The sequence below is a fragment of the Serratia sp. PL7 genome, from assembly GCF_945957435.1.
Map to the genome: position 1 here is coordinate 672,729 of NZ_CAMFLB010000002.1, position 17,721 is coordinate 690,449.

Below are 17,721 nucleotides of genomic sequence, written 5' to 3' on the forward strand. Positions count from 1 at the left end.
ATTATTTTCCTTCGCCGGCGTGGGTGACCAGCCAGCAGTTGTGGATCTGACGGTTACGGGCAAAGTCTTCTGACTGCGTCTTGGCGGTAATTTCTTTCGCCTCCAGACCCAGTGCATTCAGACCTGCCAGATCCATCTGGAAACCGCGTTTGTTGTTGGAGAACATGATGGTTCCGTTACGCCGCAGTATCCGTTGTAAATCTTTCATCAGCGCCAGATGGTCGCGCTGTACGTCAAAGGTGTTCTCCATACGCTTGGAGTTGGAGAACGTCGGCGGATCGATAAAGATCACATCGAACTGTTCGTCGGCATTGTGCAGCCAGGACAGGCAATCTGCCTGGATCAAGCGGTGCTGTCTACCGGTCAGGCCGTTAACCCGCAGGTTCTTTTCTGCCCATTCCAGATAGGTGCGCGACATATCCACCGTGGTGGTGCTACGTGCGCCCCCCAACCCGGCATGTACACTCGCGGTGCCGGTGTAGGCAAACAGGTTGAGGAAGTCTTTACCTTTGCTCATTTCACCCAGCATACGGCGAGCGATGCGGTGATCGAGGAATAACCCGGTATCGAGATAATCCGTCAGGTTGACCCACAGCTTGGCATTGAACTCTTCTACCAGCAGGAACTCACCCTTCTGCGCCAGCTTCTCATACTGATTCTTGCCCTTCTGGCGTTCGCGGGTTTTCAGGATCAACTGATTAGAAGGCAGCTCTAACACCGCCAACGTGGCGTTAATCACGTCAAACAGGCGCTGGCGGGCTTTCTGCGCATCGATGGTTTTTGGCGGCGCGTACTCCTGTACCACCACCTTACTGCCATAGCGATCCACCGCCACGTTATAGTCTGGCAGATCGGCATCATACAGGCGATAGCACTCAATTCCCTGCTGCTTTGCCCATTTGTCCAATTTCTTCAGATTCTTGCGCAGACGGTTGGCGAAGTCTTCCGCCACCTGTACGCCACCCGCACCCTGTGGGCTTTCTGCCAGTTGGTAGTTTTTCTGTACGCAATCCAGCGGGCCATTTTTCGCTTTGAACTGGCGCTCGGCGCGCAGTTGCAGGCAACTGAGCAATTCCGGTGAGGCGCTGAACAGCGAAAGCTGCCAGCCACCAAAGTGGCTCTTCATAATGCGCCCCAACATATTGTGCAGCGCAATCAGTGCCGGTTCGCTCTCGAGGCGTTCACCGTATGGCGGGTTGCTGACCACCGTGCCTACCGGGCCTTCCGGCAGTGGATTGGTCAGTTTGCTGACGTCATTAACGTTAAAGGTGATCAATTCGGCCACGCCAGCGCGGCGGGCATTCCCCTTCGCCATTTCAATGACGCGGCGATCGATATCCGAACCGAAGAAGCGTGACGGGGTTTCCTGCAGACCACGTTTCGCCCGGACCTGCGCTTCGGTGATCACTTCACGCCACAGTTCGGCATTGTGGCCGTTCCAGGCGGTAAAGCCCCAATGTTGGCGATGCAGGCCAGGCGCACGATCGGAGGCGATCATCGCCGCTTCGATCAACAGCGTACCGGAGCCGCACATCGGGTCCAGCATCGGCGTCCCTGGCTGCCAACCGGAACGTTGGACAATCGCCGCCGCCAGGTTTTCCTTCAGCGGAGCCTGGCCGGTCAGATCGCGATAGCCGCGCTGGTGCAAACCTTCGCCGCTCAGATCGAGCGCTACGCTGGCCATATCGCGCTGCAGAAAAACGTTCACGCGAATGTCCGGCTGCTGTTTCTCTACCATTGGCCGATCGTTGAGCTTGCGGGTAAAGCTGTCCACAATGGCGTCTTTGACTTTCAACGCGCCATATTGGCTATTGCGGATCTCTTCATTGAGGCCGCTGAAGTGCACCGCAAAGGTTTTATCCAGGCCAAATATCGATGGCCAGTCAATGGCCTGCACACCGAGGTACAGATCCAAATCGCTGTGCACGCGAAATTCATTCAGCGGCAACAGAATACGTGAGGCCAGGCGGCTCCAGAGCAGGCTTTGGTACAGAAGACGATCGTCACCCTGAAAATGTACTCCCCCCTGCACCACTTTGCAGGAGTGAGCGCCAAGCCGCTCCAGTTCGCTTTTTAACAGTTCTTCCAATCCACGCGCCGTGCTGGCAAACAGAGTGTTCATATCGTGCTTATCACCAAAAAGAAAATTGTTGCGCATTATAGCTAATCCAGACCGCTTGTCATAAAGTTGCTCCCTTCTATTTCATTTATCGCACGGAGGCAGGGGTGATCACGCTCTCCCGACTTTACGTTCATCCGGTCAAATCACTACGGGGTTTGCAGCTTTCTCACGCCCAGGTGGCCAGTCACGGCCTGGCTTTTGATCGCTCCTTCATGATCACCGAGCCAGACGGTACCTTCATCACCGCCCGCCAATACCCGCAGATGGTGCTGTTTACCCCGGCGTTGTTGGCCGATGGCCTGTTTCTGACCGCACCGGACGGTGAAAGCGCGGCGATCCGCTTCATTGATTTCGCCCCCGATGCGCAGCCGACCGAGGTGTGGGGTAACCATTTCACCGCGTTGATCGCGCCGATGGCCATCAACAGTTGGTTAAGTGGTTATTTTCAGCGCGAGGTCCAGCTACGCTGGGTTGGGCCTGAATTAACCCGCAGGGTAAAGAAACACCCGGAAATTCCGCTCTCCTTTGCCGACGGTTACCCTTATCTGCTGATTAATGAAGCCTCATTCCAGGATCTGCAACAACGTTGCCCGAGCAGCATCAGGCTGGAGCAGTTCCGCCCGAACCTGGTGGTGACCGGTAGCCCGGCCTGGGCAGAAGATGGTTGGCAGGTGATCCGCGTCGGCGACGTGATGTTCGATCTGGTAAAACCCTGCAGCCGCTGCGTATTGACCACGGTCAGCGTCGAGCGTGGCCGCAAGCACCCGAGCGGCGAGCCGTTGAGTACGCTGCAACAGTTCCGCACTGCCGATAATGGCGACGTCGACTTTGGTCAAAACATGATTGCCCGTAACAGCGGTATTATCCGCGTCGGCGATAGTGTTGAAGTGTTGTCAACCAAACCGCCGCGGCCTTATGGGGCAGGCAAGGTCGTCGAAAGCCTGCAGGCACCGCAGGACAGCACCACCAGCGTGAGCATTGAATATCAAGGAAAGGTGTTTGCCGGTAATAACCAGCAGATCTTGTTAGAGCAGTTGGAGCAGCAAGGCATTCGCATCCCTTACTCCTGCCGGGCTGGCCTGTGCGGCAGTTGCAAGATAACGTTGGTGGAGGGCGAAGTTGCACCGCTAAAGAAAAGCGCAGTGGCCGCCAACGGCACCATCCTCTGTTGCAGCTGTATTCCTAAAAGCGATGTGAAGCTGGCGTAACGCTTATTACACTGCCCTGTCGTAAGCCGGGGCAGACTGTTCATCCGGAATGCAGGGTTTCAGGCGATCGTGCATTACTTTGATCGCATCCCCCAGCACCATGGTTCGCCCAGCCAACGCCAGCTGATTTTGTGCCAGCAAGCACAGGCTGGCATTATCCCCGGCTTCCACCACCAGCAAACGCGCATCAACACCGCTATCCATCACCTTCACCGCCGCCAACTCGCCATTTTTAGGGCGTAGCGGATAGTGTTGCTGAGCAAAATGCCAGCTCTTGGGCATCAGAGGTTTAAGAAAACGAAAGGCCACCAGCGCATTTAATACCAACTCGGCACGTTGTTCATGGCTGAGCTTTATCTGTTTGCACTGTTCTTCATAATCAAAATAAAGCGCCGCATCATCGACGCAGAATGCGCTTTCAGCGAAGGCATCCGGGGTTAGCATTTTTGCCGGAAAGCGTGAACGAAAGATCATACCATTGGCTAAATCGAGCATCAGTCGATCGTGCTCAGCGTCAAAATACCAACGCCAATTGTCATCAGGTTTTATCTTCATTACTTATCCTTCTCACCACATGCCAACGCAGTATTACGCAAAGGGCGATTTTATCACCAGAAAGGTTGCTTAAACATCGGATAATTCCGCTACCGAACAAAATATAGACGAGCCGGGGGCAGAAATAAACCCCCGGTCGAAAATGAAAGGCAAAATATTAGATATGGGTAACGATATCTTTAATCAAACGCGGTCCGTGGAAGATAAAACCGGAATAAATTTGTACCAAAGTTGCCCCGGCCTCCATTTTTTCCCGTGCCGCCGTCAGGGAATCAATTCCACCAACGCCGATAATCGGTAAGCGCCCTTGCAACTCCTGTGACAAACGACGGATCACTTCGGTGCTGCGTAACTGTACCGGACGGCCACTTAATCCCCCTGCCTGATCGCAGTATTTCAATCCCTGAACCAGTTTACGATCGAGGGTGGTATTGGTGGCAATGACCCCATCTATATTATGACGCACTAAACTGTCCGCTATTTGGATCAGTTCTTCCTCTGAAAGATCCGGCGCGATCTTTACCGCAACCGGCACATATTTGTGATGGCGAGCCTGCAATTGGGCCTGCTTATTTTTTATCGCCGCTAGCAGATCGTCCAACGCTTCACCATACTGTAAGGATCGTAATCCTGGGGTATTGGGTGATGAGATATTAATCGCGATATAGCCGGCATACGGATAAACCTTATCCATACAGATCAGATAATCGTCTTTGCCCTGCTCGACCGGCGTGTCTTTATTCTTGCCGATATTGATCCCCAGCACGCCGCCAAAATGGGATTTTTTAACGTTTTCAACCAGATTGTCTACGCCGTGGTTATTGAACCCCATGCGGTTGATCAGCCCTTCGGCCGGGACCAGGCGGAACAGACGAGGTTTATCATTGCCCGCTTGCGGACGCGGTGTAACGGTACCGACCTCAACAAAGCCAAAGCCCATCGCGCCAAAGGCATCAATGCACTCGCCGTCTTTATCCAGACCGGCAGCCAAACCTAATGGGTTGCTAAAGGAGAGCCCCATGCAGCTCACCGGTTTGCTCGGCACCGACTGACGGATAAGAAACTCTAGTGGGGTGCCGGTAATACGGCGCAGTTGACTGAAGGTCAATTCGTGTGCGCGCTCGGGATCGAGCTGGAACAAGGCTTTCCTGACGATGGGGTAGTACATGTACTCTCCTGATTTCCCGGTGATATCCTGCTGACTTGAGGTCGCAAGTAAATCGCTGTGCCTGATGGGGATACAGGTGTTGCGGTTATTTAGCGACAACCTCAAGTCAGCAGGATAGGCCTGTCGACCGGGGGCGTATTATCCGGTATCCCCTCGCCAATTGGAATTGATTAAAGGCAAAAAAAGCGCGTTTAGCGCAATCGTTTCCCTTGTATGGAGCTACTTCCCTGCTTTTCCCCCTTTGCGCATATCAAAATCAAAAAAAGAGATTTAAATAACGCCCCCTTTTGCTGTTAGCTTTAAAACACTTTTCGAACATTAATTTAACATTGATAACTTTTCGATATAAGGAGTGGCGATGCGCGTTATTTCTCTGGCTGGCAGCCCAAGGCTCCCCTCACGCTCGGCGGCGCTGTTACAACTGTGCCAACGCTGGCTACAACAGCAGCAGGTAGAAGTGATCCCCTATACCCTGCACGATTTCCAGGCTGAAGACCTGCTGCGCGCCAATTTTAACAGCCCTGATATTAAAGCCTTTGCCGCGCAACTGGCCGCTGCGGATGGCCTCTTGATCGCCACGCCGGTTTATAAGGCATCGTTTTCTGGCGCGCTGAAAACCTTACTCGACCTGCTTCCTGAACGAGCGCTGGAACACAAAGTGGTTCTACCGCTGGCCACCGGCGGCTCCATCGGCCACATGCTGGCGGTGGACTATGCGTTGAAACCGGTGCTAACGGCGCTGAAAGCCCAGGAAGTGCTGCACGGCGTGTTTGCCGATGACGGCCAGATAGTGCTTAACGGTGAACAGGCCCAGCTATCCGATGGGGTGGCCGCGCGTCTGAACGAAGCGTTGGACAGTTTTTATCTGGCGCTCAGCCGCCGTAAACCGCCGGCGCTAAACACCGCCGCCTCTCTGTTAACCCGGCAAACTGCCTAACCGCCTAAGGAAATCATCATGCCACTCTCTTTCCGCCGTTGGCTTAGCACCGGTGCGCTGGCCACCATCATGGCGCTGGCGCTGACCAATACCGTCGTCGCACAAGATAACGCGCCTGCTCAGTTTCGTATCGGCTACCAAAAAGGCTCGGTGAGTCTGGTGTTGGCCAAAACCCATCAATTGCTGGAACAACGCTTCCCCACGACCAACATCAGTTGGATCGAATTCCCGGCGGGCCCACAGATGCTCGAGGCGCTGAACGTCGGCAGCATCGATCTGGGCAGCACCGGCGATATCCCGCCAATCTTTGCCCAAGCTGCCGGGGCCGACCTGCTGTACGTCGGCGTAGAGCCGCCAAAACCCAAGGCGGAAGTGATCCTGGTGCCGGAAAATAGCCCGATCCACAGCGTCGCCGAGTTGAAAGGCCACAAAGTAGCCTTCCAGAAAGGCTCCAGCTCACACAACTTGCTGCTGCGGGCACTGCAAAGGGACGGCCTGAAGTTTACCGATATCCAACCGGTTTATCTGACGCCCGCTGATGCCAGAGCAGCCTTCCAACAGGGCAATGTCGATGCCTGGGTGATCTGGGATCCCTACTATTCTGCCGCGCTGCTGCAAGGCGGTGTGCGGGTATTGACCGATGGCAGCGAATTGAACCAGACCGGCTCTTTCTACCTGGCCGCTCGCCCTTATACCGAAGCCAACGGCCCGTTCATCCAGCAGGTGCTGGCGGTACTGACCCAGGCAGATGCGCTGACGCATAGCGATCGGGCGCAGAGCATTACCCTGCTGGCCAAGGCGATGGGCTTACCGGAAGCGGTGATTGCCAGCTATCTGGATCATCGCCCGCCAACGGCCATCAAACCCTTGGGGGACGCCACCATTGCTGCCCAGCAAAAAACCGCCGATCTCTTTTTCGCCAACCGGTTGGTTCCGGTGCAGGTCGATATTTCTCAACGCGTCTGGCATCCAGCCGCACAATAATCAGGAGAGAACCCTATGAGCATTAACGTATTCTGGTTTTTACCGACTCACGGAGATGGCCACTATCTGGGAAGTTCGGAAGGGGCACGTGCGGTCGATTACGGTTATCTTCAGCAGATCGCCCAGGCTGCTGACCGGCTCGGTTTCGGCGGCGTGCTGATCCCAACGGGGCGCTCTTGCGAAGACTCTTGGCTGGTTGCCGCGTCATTAATTCCTGTCACGCAACGGCTGAAATTCCTGGTGGCCCTTCGCCCTGGCATCATCTCCCCGACGTTGGCAGCCAGGCAGGCCGCCACGCTGGATCGCCTTTCCAATGGCCGCGCCCTCTTCAATCTGGTGACCGGTGGCGATCCGGAAGAGCTGGCAGCGGAAGGTTTGCACCTTAACCACACCGAACGCTATGAGGCCTCCGCCGAATTTACCCATGTGTGGCGCAAAGTGCTGGAAGGTGAAACCGTCGATTTCGCCGGTAAGCATATTCAGGTAAAAGGCGCCAAGCTGTTGTTTCCCCCGGTGCAGCAACCTCGCCCACCGCTGTATTTTGGCGGTTCTTCAGAGGCGGCACAGGATCTGGCAGCCGAGCAGGTCGAACTGTATCTGACCTGGGGAGAACCCCCTGCCCAGGTAAAAGAAAAAATAGAGGAAGTACGAGCCAAAGCGGCAGCCCTGGGGCGTAAAGTCCGCTTCGGTATCCGTTTGCACGTCATCGTGCGCGAAACCACCGCAGAAGCCTGGCAAGCGGCCGATCGTTTGATCGCCAATCTGGATGATCAAACCATTGCGGATGCACAGAAAGCCTTTGCCCGCTTCGACTCCGTTGGCCAACAGCGAATGGCGGCCTTACATGGCGGCAAGAAAGACAATCTGGAAATCAGCCCTAACCTGTGGGCCGGTGTCGGATTGGTGCGTGGCGGTGCTGGCACGGCTTTGGTGGGAGATGGCCCAACGGTGGCGGAACGCATTCAGGAATATGCCGATCTGGGTATCGATACCTTTATTCTTTCCGGTTACCCGCATCTGGAAGAGGCCTATCGCGTAGGTGAACTGCTGTTCCCGCATCTCGATCTGGCGGCCAGCGAACAACCGACCCAGCTGCGTGCGATCAAACCGCAGGGTGAAGTGGTCGCCAATATCTATGTCCCACAAAAAGTGTCACAAAGCTGAGGAGAACAGTGATGGCGATCGGTGCACAACAAATTCTGCATCGGCTAGCCCCCTGGGCTTTGCCGGTCGCGCTGGTGATTGGCTGGCAGATCTCCGTTGAGGCTGGCTGGTTATCTAACCGTATCTTACCCGCGCCGAGCGCCGTAGTGGCTGCCTTTTGGGCTTTAACCCAGAGTGGCGAGCTGTGGCAACACCTGACCATCAGCAGTTGGCGCGCGCTGATTGGCTTCAGTATCGGTGGCAGCATTGGCCTGGTGCTGGGATTCATTACTGGCCTGTCCCGCTGGGGAGAACGTCTGCTCGACAGCTCGGTACAGATGATCCGTAACGTGCCGCATCTGGCGCTGATCCCGCTGGTGATCTTATGGTTCGGCATCGACGAGTCCGCCAAAATCTTCCTGGTGGCGCTGGGTACGCTATTCCCGATCTATCTGAATACCTATCACGGCATCAAGAATATCGATCGTGGCCTGCTGGAAATGGCACGCAGCTACGGCCTGAGCGGCTTTAGCCTGTTCACGCAGGTGGTGCTACCCGGCGCGCTGCCTTCGATCATGGTCGGCGTGCGTTTCGCCCTCGGGTTTATGTGGCTGACGCTAATCGTCGCCGAAACCATCTCCGCCAACTCGGGCATCGGTTATCTGGCGATGAATGCCCGTGAATTCCTACAGACCGACGTGGTGGTGGTCGCCATCATTCTATATGCCCTGCTCGGCAAACTGGCCGATGCCTGCGCACAATTGCTCGAACGTGTCTGGTTACGCTGGCATCCGGCCTATCAACTGAAATCAGGAGAAGCATAATGACGGCACCGACTCGCATCCCGCAAGGCACCCCCATTACCCTGGAAGCCATCACCAAGCGTTATGGCAATCGCACCGTGCTGGACGATCTGCAACTCCGCATCACCGCAGGCCAGTTTGTGGCCGTGGTTGGCCGCAGCGGCTGTGGTAAAAGCACCTTATTACGCCTGCTCGCAGGGCTGGAAACGGCCAACAGCGGGACACTGTTGAGTGGGAATGCCCCGCTCAGCCACGCCAAAGACGATACCCGTCTGATGTTTCAGGATGCTCGTCTGCTGCCGTGGAAAAAGGTGATCGATAACGTGGGGCTTGGCCTGCGCGGCAACTGGCGTGATGCTGCATTGCAGGCGTTAACCACCGTTGGGCTGGCCGATCGTGCCAATGAATGGCCAGCCGCGCTGTCTGGCGGGCAGAAACAGCGTGTCGCCCTGGCCCGTGCGTTGATCCATCGCCCACGGCTATTGCTGTTGGATGAACCGTTGGGGGCACTGGACGCGTTAACCCGTATTGAAATGCAGGGGCTGATCGAAACGCTTTGGCAACAGCATGGTTTCACCGTATTGCTGGTCACGCATGACGTTAGTGAGGCGATCGCGCTGGCCGATCGGGTGCTGTTAATCGAAGAAGGACGTATCGGGCTGGATTTGACCATCGATTTACCACGGCCACGTCGTAAAGGCTCGGCAAAACTGGCGGAGCTGGAAGCAGAGGTATTGGCAAGAGTGTTGGCACCACCGCAAGCTGTCGAGAACTCCCGCCAGGTGGCGAATTAATCAGGGGACGGCAAATGCCGTCCCCTTGCTTTTTACGCGTCTAGCGCCTTGGTGATCTTCTCAAACAGATCGCCAGACAGGTTCTCCAGCCCTTTTAACTGCTCCAGCGCCTGACGCATCAACGCCTGACGAGAGGCATCATAGCGCTTCAGGCGGATCAGAGGTTCAATCAGCCGCGCGGCAACCTGTGGGTTACGCTTGTTCAGATCGCTGAGGATCTCCACCAGGAACTGATAACCGCTGCCGTCTGCTGCATGGAACGCCGCCGGGTTAGCCGAGGCGAATCCACCAATCAGCGAGCGGGTGCGGTTTGGATTACTCAGGCTGAATGAACGGTGTTGCAGCAGCGCACGCACCTTACCGAGTACGTCTGCCGCCGGGCTGGTGGCCTGGAGGATGAACCACTTGTCCATCACCAGACCATCGTGATGCCAGCGCTCATCAAACTCGGCCATCAAGGCATCACGGCAAGGCAGCTGTGCCCCCATCGCCGCTGCCAGTGCCGCCAGCGAATCGGTCATGTTGTCGGCCTGCTGGAACTGTTGCACCACCAGCCTGTCGGCCTGTTCTGCATCGCCGAAGGCCAGATAATGCAGGCAAATATTACGCAGTGAACGCTTGGCAATATCGCCGTGCTCAACCCGGTACCCTTCGGTTTTATTAGCGTGATACACCGCCAGCCACTCATCGGCCAGTTCTTTAGCCAGGCAACGGGTGATCGCCTCATGCACCGCCGAAATGGCTTGTGGATCGATAATGGCGAACAGCTCGGCAATTTCGTTTTCCGATGGCAGCGTGAGGATCTGCGCGGCCAGGGCCGGATCCAGCTTCTCATCCAGCAGCACCGCCCGGAAGGCATCTGCCACGTGCAGCGGCAGCGACAATGGCTGCTTCTGCTGATACTTGGCCACGTTCAGCTTGATGTAGATGGCCAGCAGGCTCTGCGCGGCATCCCAGCGAGAAAACTCATTGCGTGCATGCTGCATCAGGAAGGTCAGTTGCTGATCGCTGTACGGATAATCCAGCTTGACCGGTGCCGAGAACTCACGCAGCAGCGAAGGAACCGGCTTATGCGCGACGCCATCAAACACAAAAGTCTGTTCGGCGGCGGTGACGTTCAACACGTTATTGACCGGTGAACCGTCTTTCTGCAAGGCAATGATGTTGCCTTCGCTGTCGTAAAGCTCAATATCCAGCGGGATATGCAACGGCAGTTTTTCTGGCTGATCGGCCGTCGGCGCGGTTTTCTGGCTGACGTGCAAGCGGTATTGCTGATCCTCGGCGCTATAGTCATCACGCACCGTCAGCAGCGGCGTGCCGGACTGGCTGTACCAGCGGCGGAACAGCGACAGATCGACGTTGGAAGCATCTTCCATTGCCTGTACAAAATCATCGCAGGTGGCCGCACTGCCGTCGTGGCGTTCGAAATAGAGCTGCATCCCCGCCTGGAACTGTTGTTCTCCCAGCAACGTATGCAGCATGCGGATCACTTCGGATCCTTTCTCATACACCGTCAAGGTGTAGAAGTTGTTCATCTCGATCACTTTATCCGGCCGGATCGCGTGTGCCATCGGGCTGGCGTCTTCGGCGAACTGCGCCCCACGCATCACCCGCACATTATCGATGCGGTTGACCGAACGGGAGCCCAGGTCGGAGCTGAACTCCTGATCGCGGAACACCGTCAGCCCTTCTTTCAGGCTAAGTTGGAACCAGTCACGGCAGGTCACGCGGTTGCCGGTCCAGTTATGGAAATATTCGTGGCCAATCACCGCTTCAATATTCAGGTAATCCTTGTCGGTGGCGGTTTCGGCCTTGGCCAACACATACTTCGAGTTAAAGATATTTAACCCTTTGTTCTCCATCGCCCCCATGTTGAAGAAATCCACGGCGACGATCATGTAGATATCCAGATCGTATTCCAGGCCAAAGCGGGTTTCGTCCCACTTCATCGAGTTTTTCAGCGAGGTCATGGCCCAATCGGCACGATCCAGGTTGCCGCGATCGACAAACAGCTCCAAGGCCACCTTACGACCAGAACGGGTGGTGAAGCTATCACGCAACACGTCAAAATCCCCCGCCACCAGCGCAAACAGATAGCTAGGTTTCGGGAACGGATCCTGCCATTGTACCCAGTGACGGCCGTCTGCCAGGTCACCTTCAGCCACCCGGTTGCCGTTCGACAGCAGGAAAGGATAACGTGCTTTATCGGCGACGATGCGGGTAGTAAAACGGGCTAGCACGTCTGGGCGATCCAGATAGAAGGTGATATGGCGGAAGCCTTCGGCCTCGCATTGGGTACACAGCGCTTCGCCAGACAGGTATAGCCCTTCCAATGCGCTGTTTTTGGCTGGATGAATGTCGTTGACGATCGTCAGGGTAAACTGAGCCGGTAGCTGTTCAATGACCAGTTGGTTTTCCTGCTGACGATAGGCGCTCCAAGGCTGCCCATCCACTTGAATATTCACCAGAGTCAGGTCTTCGCCATTCAACGTTAACGGGGCGCCAGCGGCACCCTGCCGTTTGATCTGGCTGACGGCGGTCACACGCGTGGTGTCTGCATCCAGTTCAAAATCCAGGTCGATATCGGTGATGGTATAATCTGGGGCGCGATAATCGTGGCGATACTTCGCCTGTGGCTGTTGTGTCATAAAAACCCTTTGACGTCTCAGTGAGTTACAGATCCCGGACTCGGAGCGTACCGCCGTGCAGGACGACGTGGTATCTCAATGGCCCGATTGTGAATAAACTGTATCACAGCTATAAAAAAAACCCAGAAATGGCAGCAAATCGCACCAAGAAATCACGCGACTCACGCAGACATTCGCTGTTGTTTGCTATGCTCCAGCTACCCTGGCGCTTCGCTTAACGTCAAACTCAGCATTTTATGCTTTAACAGGCGCGGTTCCGTCCCCGTTGGCAACCGAATTGCGGAGGAAAACCAGCGCTAGCAATGATATAATTATCCAAGAGCCAGTAGGAGAAACGGATTGGCATGAAAGTAAAATACCTGATCTATTTCTTCACCTTTGCCATCATGCTGTCTTTTGCGGTTTTTATCGCCAATGGGCTGATAAAAGCCCGGGCTAGCTATGACCAAAGTCTGGAAAATCTGTATAAAATCAGCAGAACCAAAGAAGTGGCCGAGGCCTTTCAGGCTACGCTGCTGGCACACCGGTTAAAAAGATTAGGCCTGGCGGATAAATCCGTGACCCAAGCCCAATGGCAACAGGCCGATAAACAGGCGCGTGAAAAAATCGCGATTGTTAAATCCAATGTTGACGCCGATCTCGCCCTGCGCCTGGGCATTCGGCAAAAGATTGCCATACTGTCCATGCTCGATTGGATGGAAAGGCTGCTGGATAACGATTCACGTCAGGTCACGCAAGTCGACACTGCCAACAGCAATCTGTTCAATATCAACAGCGCCTATTATATCGTCCAGACCACCAAAGCCTTCTACCGCTATACCTACGACACCCGGCTGATCAATGCGGACTCTTTTCTGTTTTTGGAGGCTGTTCGCCTTAATAATCGGCTGAATATGTCGCTGACCGAACTGATCGATCAGATTATCGACGTCAATCTCAGCAGCCTGGAACGCAAGAATGCTTATCTGAAAGCCATCCAATTGACCGGGGTATTCACCCCGCTCGGTACCCGTTTGGCGTTCTTAAAGCTGGCCTATAACGATCCGCAGATTGCCGAACTGGTGGATGAGATACTGCGTAACATCTCCAACAATCGGATCAGCAGCATTTCAGACGGGTTATATCAAGCCATTACCCACAATACCGTCTATGACATCAACCTGATCGCCAGCTATATCGAGGAGATGGACAAGCTTTCCCAAAGACTCTATGAGCGCAGCTTTGAGCTGGAGATGGCCGCTTCCGAAGCCAAAAAGTATGATAGCCAGACGGCCATCTACGGCATGATTTCTCTGAGTGGGCTGATTGCCCTGTTCATCCTGCTGCCTTCCATGATCTTCTGTTCCAACATTACCCGCTGGCTGACCAAAACGCATAAAAATATTCTGCGCCTGTCACAAGGCGATACGAATATTGATGACAACGACGCTTTTTACAGCAAAGAGCTGATCGCCATCAGTGATGCCATCACCCAGCTCAAACAATACAATCAGGTCAAGCTCGCGCTGGAAAACGAAAAGCAACAGCTAATCAAAGAGCTGGAAGTCTCGTCATTCTTCGATCCGTTGACCAACATTTATAACCGCCGCAAATTTTTCCTCGAGTGTGAAATGCTCGCCCAGAATAGCTATCCGCTGGCGTTCTGTCTGATCGATATCGATAACTTCAAGCGTCTTAACGATACCTATGGCCACGATGTCGGCGACCGAGTGCTGGTGATGTTCGCCCAGTCGTTAAGTAACACCTTCCGTTCCAGCGATATCTTTTGCCGCTATGGCGGTGAGGAGTTTGCCCTGCTGCTCGGTCACTGTTCCCTGGAAAATGCCCGCAGCATGATGGAAGCCCTGCGTGAGCAAACCCAACAGATGTGCCTGGAGTTGGTCAACGGAAAACGGGTGCGCTTTACCATCAGCTGTGGCATCGCTGCCGTAGGCAACCTGGCAGAACTGCATCCAGCCATCAAGCAGGCCGACGAAGCGCTCTATTTTTGTAAGAAGAGCGGGCGCAATCGGGTCAGTATTTATACGCCAACCGGTTTTATCTGAATCGGTGTTTAAAATAATTAACCTCATAATTTTTATGAGTAAATCAACTAAGCCATTCAGTTTATTGGATTAAATGGCTTTTTCTGTCTGAGGTTGCGCCCCCGGTAAAATAAAGGCACGTTTTATCCTCGACCCGTTCAGGCCATTTGTGGTGTGATGAGGCTTCAATAACAGGATAATCCGGGTATACTCCCCCCACTTTTTTGATTATCCGGATTTGGACACGCGCCTGACGAGGATGCTGTAACGCGATATGACTCTATACGCTTCCCCGATTTTGACTTCACTGCTTGATACTGACGCCTACAAGCTTCATATGCAGCAAGCAGTGTTCCATCGCTACCCCGCAATTACCGTTGCGGCGGAGTTTCGTTGCCGTGGCGACGAACTGCTAGGCGAATATGCCGACGAGATCCGCGCGCAGGTTGCCATGATGAGCGAGTTGGCGCTAACCGAAGCCGAACACCGCTATCTCTCCAGCCTGCCTTTCTTCCATCAGGATTACCTGAGCTGGCTTCGGGAGTTTCGCTACGATCCGCAACAGGTCAGCATTAGCAATCACGACGGCAAATTGCATATCCGTATCGCTGGCCCCTGGCGCGAAGTGATTATGTGGGAAGTGCCGTTATTGGCAGTGATCAGCGAAGTCGTGCACCGCCAGCGCTCTCCACAGGCCACGCCAGAGATGGCAATCAGCCAGTTGCGCCAGAACCTGGCACAGTTCAAGCAACTGAGCGGAGATATTGATATCTCACGCTTCAAGCTGATGGACTTTGGCAGCCGTCGTCGCTTCTCCCGCGAGGTGCAACAGGCCATTGTCAGCACGTTGAAAAACGAATTCCCCTATCTGGTTGGCACCAGTAACTACGATTTGGCGCATCGACTGGATCTGATACCGGTTGGCACACAAGCCCATGAATGGTTCCAGGCTCATCAACAGATTAGCCCGGTGCTGGCCAACAGCCAGCGTGCCGCCTTGCAGGCCTGGCTGGATGAATATCCCGATCAGCTCGGCATAGCACTTACCGACTGTATCACCATGGATGCGTTCCTGCGTGATTTCGGCAAGCAGTTTGCCCAGCGTTATCAAGGGTTGCGCCACGACTCTGGCGATCCGATCGAATGGGGTGAAAAAGCCATTGCCCATTACCAGCAATTGGGTATCGATCCCATGAGCAAGACGCTGGTGTTTTCAGACAATCTGGATCTGGATAAGGCGTTGGCGCTGTATCGCCACTTTGATCGGCGTATCAACCTGGCGTTCGGTATCGGCACGCGTCTGACCTGCAATATCCCCGGCGTCAAGCCATTGAATATCGTGATCAAGCTGGTCGAGTGTAAAGGCAAGCCGGTGGCCAAACTGTCCGATAGCCCAGGCAAAACCATCTGCCAGGACCCTGCGTTTGTCAAAGCACTGCGCAAAGCCTTCGATCTGCCACTGGTGAAGAAAGCCAGTTAAGGTGCCCCCTCTCTCCAACCCTCTCCCACTGGGAGAGGGAACTGTATGGAGGTGCATTAAGGAACAGGAGCCAACCGGTGATACAAGCCGTGTGGCATTTCTCACCAGCGATCCCTCTCTTCCTTTATATACCTCCTGTTTTTTATCCCACTGCAATAAATGTTGTCCCATTCTGATGATTTCTGCTTGTGCTCTGCAACGCGGCAAGTAACATAGCAATATCCCCAAATTCTTGGGTTGTTAGCCTATTTCTGAAAAACTTATAAGAGAGAAATCTATGAGCGTAGTGCCTGTAGTCGACGTACTGCAAGGTCGTGCTGCGGTTGACAGTGAAGTCACCGTGCGCGGTTGGGTACGTACCCGGAGAGATTCTAAAGCTGGTATCTCCTTCCTCGCCGTTTATGACGGCTCCTGCTTTAATCCGTTACAGGCCGTCGTTAATGATTCTCTGCCGAATTATCAGGACGAAGTGTTACACCTGACCACCGGCTGTTCCGTTGAAGTGACCGGTACCGTAGTGCCATCGCCGGGTGAAGGCCAGAGTTTCGAACTGCAAGCCACGGCCATCAAGGTGGTTGGTTGGGTTGACGATCCGGACACCTATCCAATGGCGGCCAAACGCCACAGCATCGAATACCTGCGTGAAGTTGCCCACCTGCGCCCACGCACCAACCTGATTGGCGCGGTTGCCCGCGTTCGCCACACGTTGGCACAGGCTATCCACCGCTACTTCCACGAGAACGGTTATTTCTGGGTTTCTACCCCGTTGATCACCGCCTCTGACACCGAAGGTGCCGGTGAAATGTTCCGCGTCTCCACGCTGGATATGGAAAACCTGCCGCGCACCGATAAAGGTGCGGTCGATTTCAGCCAGGATTTCTTCGGTAAAGAAGCCTTCCTGACCGTATCCGGCCAGTTGAACGGCGAAACCTACGCCTGTGCACTGTCAAAAATTTATACCTTTGGCCCCACCTTCCGTGCCGAAAACTCGAACACCAGCCGTCACCTGGCGGAATTCTGGATGATTGAGCCGGAAGTCGCCTTTGCTACCCTGGACGACGTTGCCGGGCTGGCCGAAAGCATGCTGAAGTATGTCTTCCAGGCGGTGCTGGATGAACGTGCCGACGATCTGCAATTCTTTGCTGAACGGGTAGATAAAGACGCTATTGACCGCCTGAAGCGCTTTGTCTCTTCTGATTTCGCCCAGGTGGACTACACCGAAGCGGTCGAGATCCTGATCGCTTCCGGCAAGACCTTCGAGAATCCGGTTTCATGGGGTATCGATCTTTCATCTGAACACGAACGCTATCTGGCCGAGCAACACTTCAAAGCTCCGGTAGTGGTGAAAAACTACCCGAAAGATATCAAAGCCTTCTATATGCGCATGAACGAAGATGGCAAAACCGTCGCGGCGATGGACGTGCTGGCACCGGGCATTGGTGAAATCATCGGTGGTTCACAGCGTGAAGAACGTCTGGATGTGCTGGATCAGCGTCTGGCAGAGATGGGCCTCAATAAAGAAGATTATTGGTGGTATCGTGACCTGCGCCGCTATGGCACCGTGCCACATTCCGGTTTTGGCTTAGGTTTTGAGCGTTTAATCGCCTATGTCACCGGGGTGCAGAACGTCCGTGACGTGATCCCGTTCCCAAGAACGCCACGTAACGCCAGCTTCTAAGTCATAAAACCCAGCATAATTTAAACATTTTTTTTACATAATAAAGGCCAGCTTAGCTGGCCTTTCGCATTTTTGATTATTGACCTACATCACAAAGTTCCCTAAAATAAATAAATTGTTACACATCGTTGCTTTCTGAAACCAGATTGCGACATTGGTAGCATTTTCGTTCTAGAT

At 54.4% G+C, this 17,721-nt stretch carries 13 protein-coding genes; 9 read left to right on the plus strand and 4 right to left on the minus strand.

Annotated elements, in window-relative coordinates; translation table 11 throughout:
* Nucleotide 1: 1 nt before the first annotated feature.
* Nucleotides 2–2,122, minus strand: coding sequence for a bifunctional 23S rRNA (guanine(2069)-N(7))-methyltransferase RlmK/23S rRNA (guanine(2445)-N(2))-methyltransferase RlmL (gene rlmKL / locus N6G83_RS17650; protein ID WP_211134856.1), 2,121 nt, complete (start codon nt 2,120–2,122; stop codon nt 2–4).
* A 104-nt stretch (nt 2,123–2,226) separates the two neighbouring features.
* Here rlmKL and N6G83_RS17655 point away from each other — a divergent pair, with 104 nt between their 5' ends.
* Nucleotides 2,227–3,330, plus strand: a complete 1,104-nt coding sequence (locus tag N6G83_RS17655) for a YcbX family protein (RefSeq protein WP_199061820.1) — start codon at nt 2,227–2,229, stop codon at nt 3,328–3,330.
* Nucleotides 3,331–3,336: 6 nt separating this feature from the next.
* On the opposite strand, the gene N6G83_RS17660 is transcribed toward N6G83_RS17655, so the two are convergent.
* Entirely contained in the window at nt 3,337–3,885 is a 549-nt protein-coding gene (locus N6G83_RS17660) for a cell division protein ZapC (RefSeq protein ID WP_211134841.1), read from the minus strand.
* A 157-nt stretch (nt 3,886–4,042) separates the two neighbouring features.
* On the minus strand, nt 4,043–5,053 hold the full coding sequence (gene pyrD, locus N6G83_RS17665; RefSeq protein WP_024530384.1) for a quinone-dependent dihydroorotate dehydrogenase: 1,011 nt from the start codon (nt 5,051–5,053) through the stop codon (nt 4,043–4,045).
* Nucleotides 5,054–5,411: 358 nt separating this feature from the next.
* Here pyrD and ssuE point away from each other — a divergent pair, with 358 nt between their 5' ends.
* The 5 genes from ssuE to ssuB are packed head-to-tail and all read left to right on the plus strand — an operon-like array spanning nt 5,412 to nt 9,714.
* The gene (gene ssuE, locus N6G83_RS17670; protein ID WP_211134842.1) at nt 5,412–5,990 is read left to right on the plus strand and encodes an NADPH-dependent FMN reductase; all 579 of its coding nucleotides are present in this window, start codon (nt 5,412–5,414) and stop codon (nt 5,988–5,990) included.
* An 18-nt stretch (nt 5,991–6,008) separates the two neighbouring features.
* On the plus strand, nt 6,009–6,974 hold the full coding sequence (locus tag N6G83_RS17675; protein ID WP_211134843.1) for a sulfonate ABC transporter substrate-binding protein: 966 nt from the start codon (nt 6,009–6,011) through the stop codon (nt 6,972–6,974).
* 15 nt (nt 6,975–6,989) lie between these two features.
* The gene (gene ssuD, locus N6G83_RS17680) at nt 6,990–8,138 is read left to right on the plus strand and encodes an FMNH2-dependent alkanesulfonate monooxygenase (protein WP_211134844.1); all 1,149 of its coding nucleotides are present in this window, start codon (nt 6,990–6,992) and stop codon (nt 8,136–8,138) included.
* A gap of 11 nt (nt 8,139–8,149) precedes the next feature.
* On the plus strand, nt 8,150–8,941 hold the full coding sequence (gene ssuC / locus N6G83_RS17685) for an aliphatic sulfonate ABC transporter permease SsuC (RefSeq protein WP_024530380.1): 792 nt from the start codon (nt 8,150–8,152) through the stop codon (nt 8,939–8,941).
* On the plus strand, nt 8,941–9,714 hold the full coding sequence (ssuB, locus tag N6G83_RS17690; RefSeq protein WP_211134845.1) for an aliphatic sulfonates ABC transporter ATP-binding protein: 774 nt from the start codon (nt 8,941–8,943) through the stop codon (nt 9,712–9,714). Before ssuC ends, ssuB begins: the two co-directional genes overlap by 1 nt.
* A gap of 32 nt (nt 9,715–9,746) precedes the next feature.
* Here ssuB and pepN read toward each other — a convergent pair whose 3' ends face one another.
* Nucleotides 9,747–12,362: an aminopeptidase N gene (pepN, locus tag N6G83_RS17695; protein ID WP_211134846.1), complete on the minus strand. Its 2,616-nt coding sequence runs from the start codon at nt 12,360–12,362 to the stop codon at nt 9,747–9,749.
* Nucleotides 12,363–12,706: 344 nt separating this feature from the next.
* On the opposite strand from pepN, the gene N6G83_RS17700 reads away from it, so the two are divergent.
* The 3 genes from N6G83_RS17700 to asnS all read left to right on the plus strand — a co-directional run bounded on the left by N6G83_RS17700 (nt 12,707) and on the right by asnS (nt 17,544).
* Nucleotides 12,707–14,407 carry a GGDEF domain-containing protein gene (locus tag N6G83_RS17700; RefSeq protein ID WP_211134847.1) on the plus strand — a complete coding sequence of 567 codons (1,701 nt, stop codon included), beginning with the start codon at nt 12,707–12,709 and terminating at the stop codon, nt 14,405–14,407.
* Between the two features lie 253 nt (nt 14,408–14,660).
* Nucleotides 14,661–15,866 (plus strand): nicotinate phosphoribosyltransferase, encoded by a 1,206-nt coding sequence (gene pncB, locus N6G83_RS17705; RefSeq protein ID WP_260524008.1) that lies wholly within the window; start codon nt 14,661–14,663, stop codon nt 15,864–15,866.
* 277 nt (nt 15,867–16,143) lie between these two features.
* Nucleotides 16,144–17,544 (plus strand): asparagine--tRNA ligase, encoded by a 1,401-nt coding sequence (asnS, locus tag N6G83_RS17710; protein ID WP_024530376.1) that lies wholly within the window; start codon nt 16,144–16,146, stop codon nt 17,542–17,544.
* Nucleotides 17,545–17,721 lie beyond the last annotated feature (177 nt).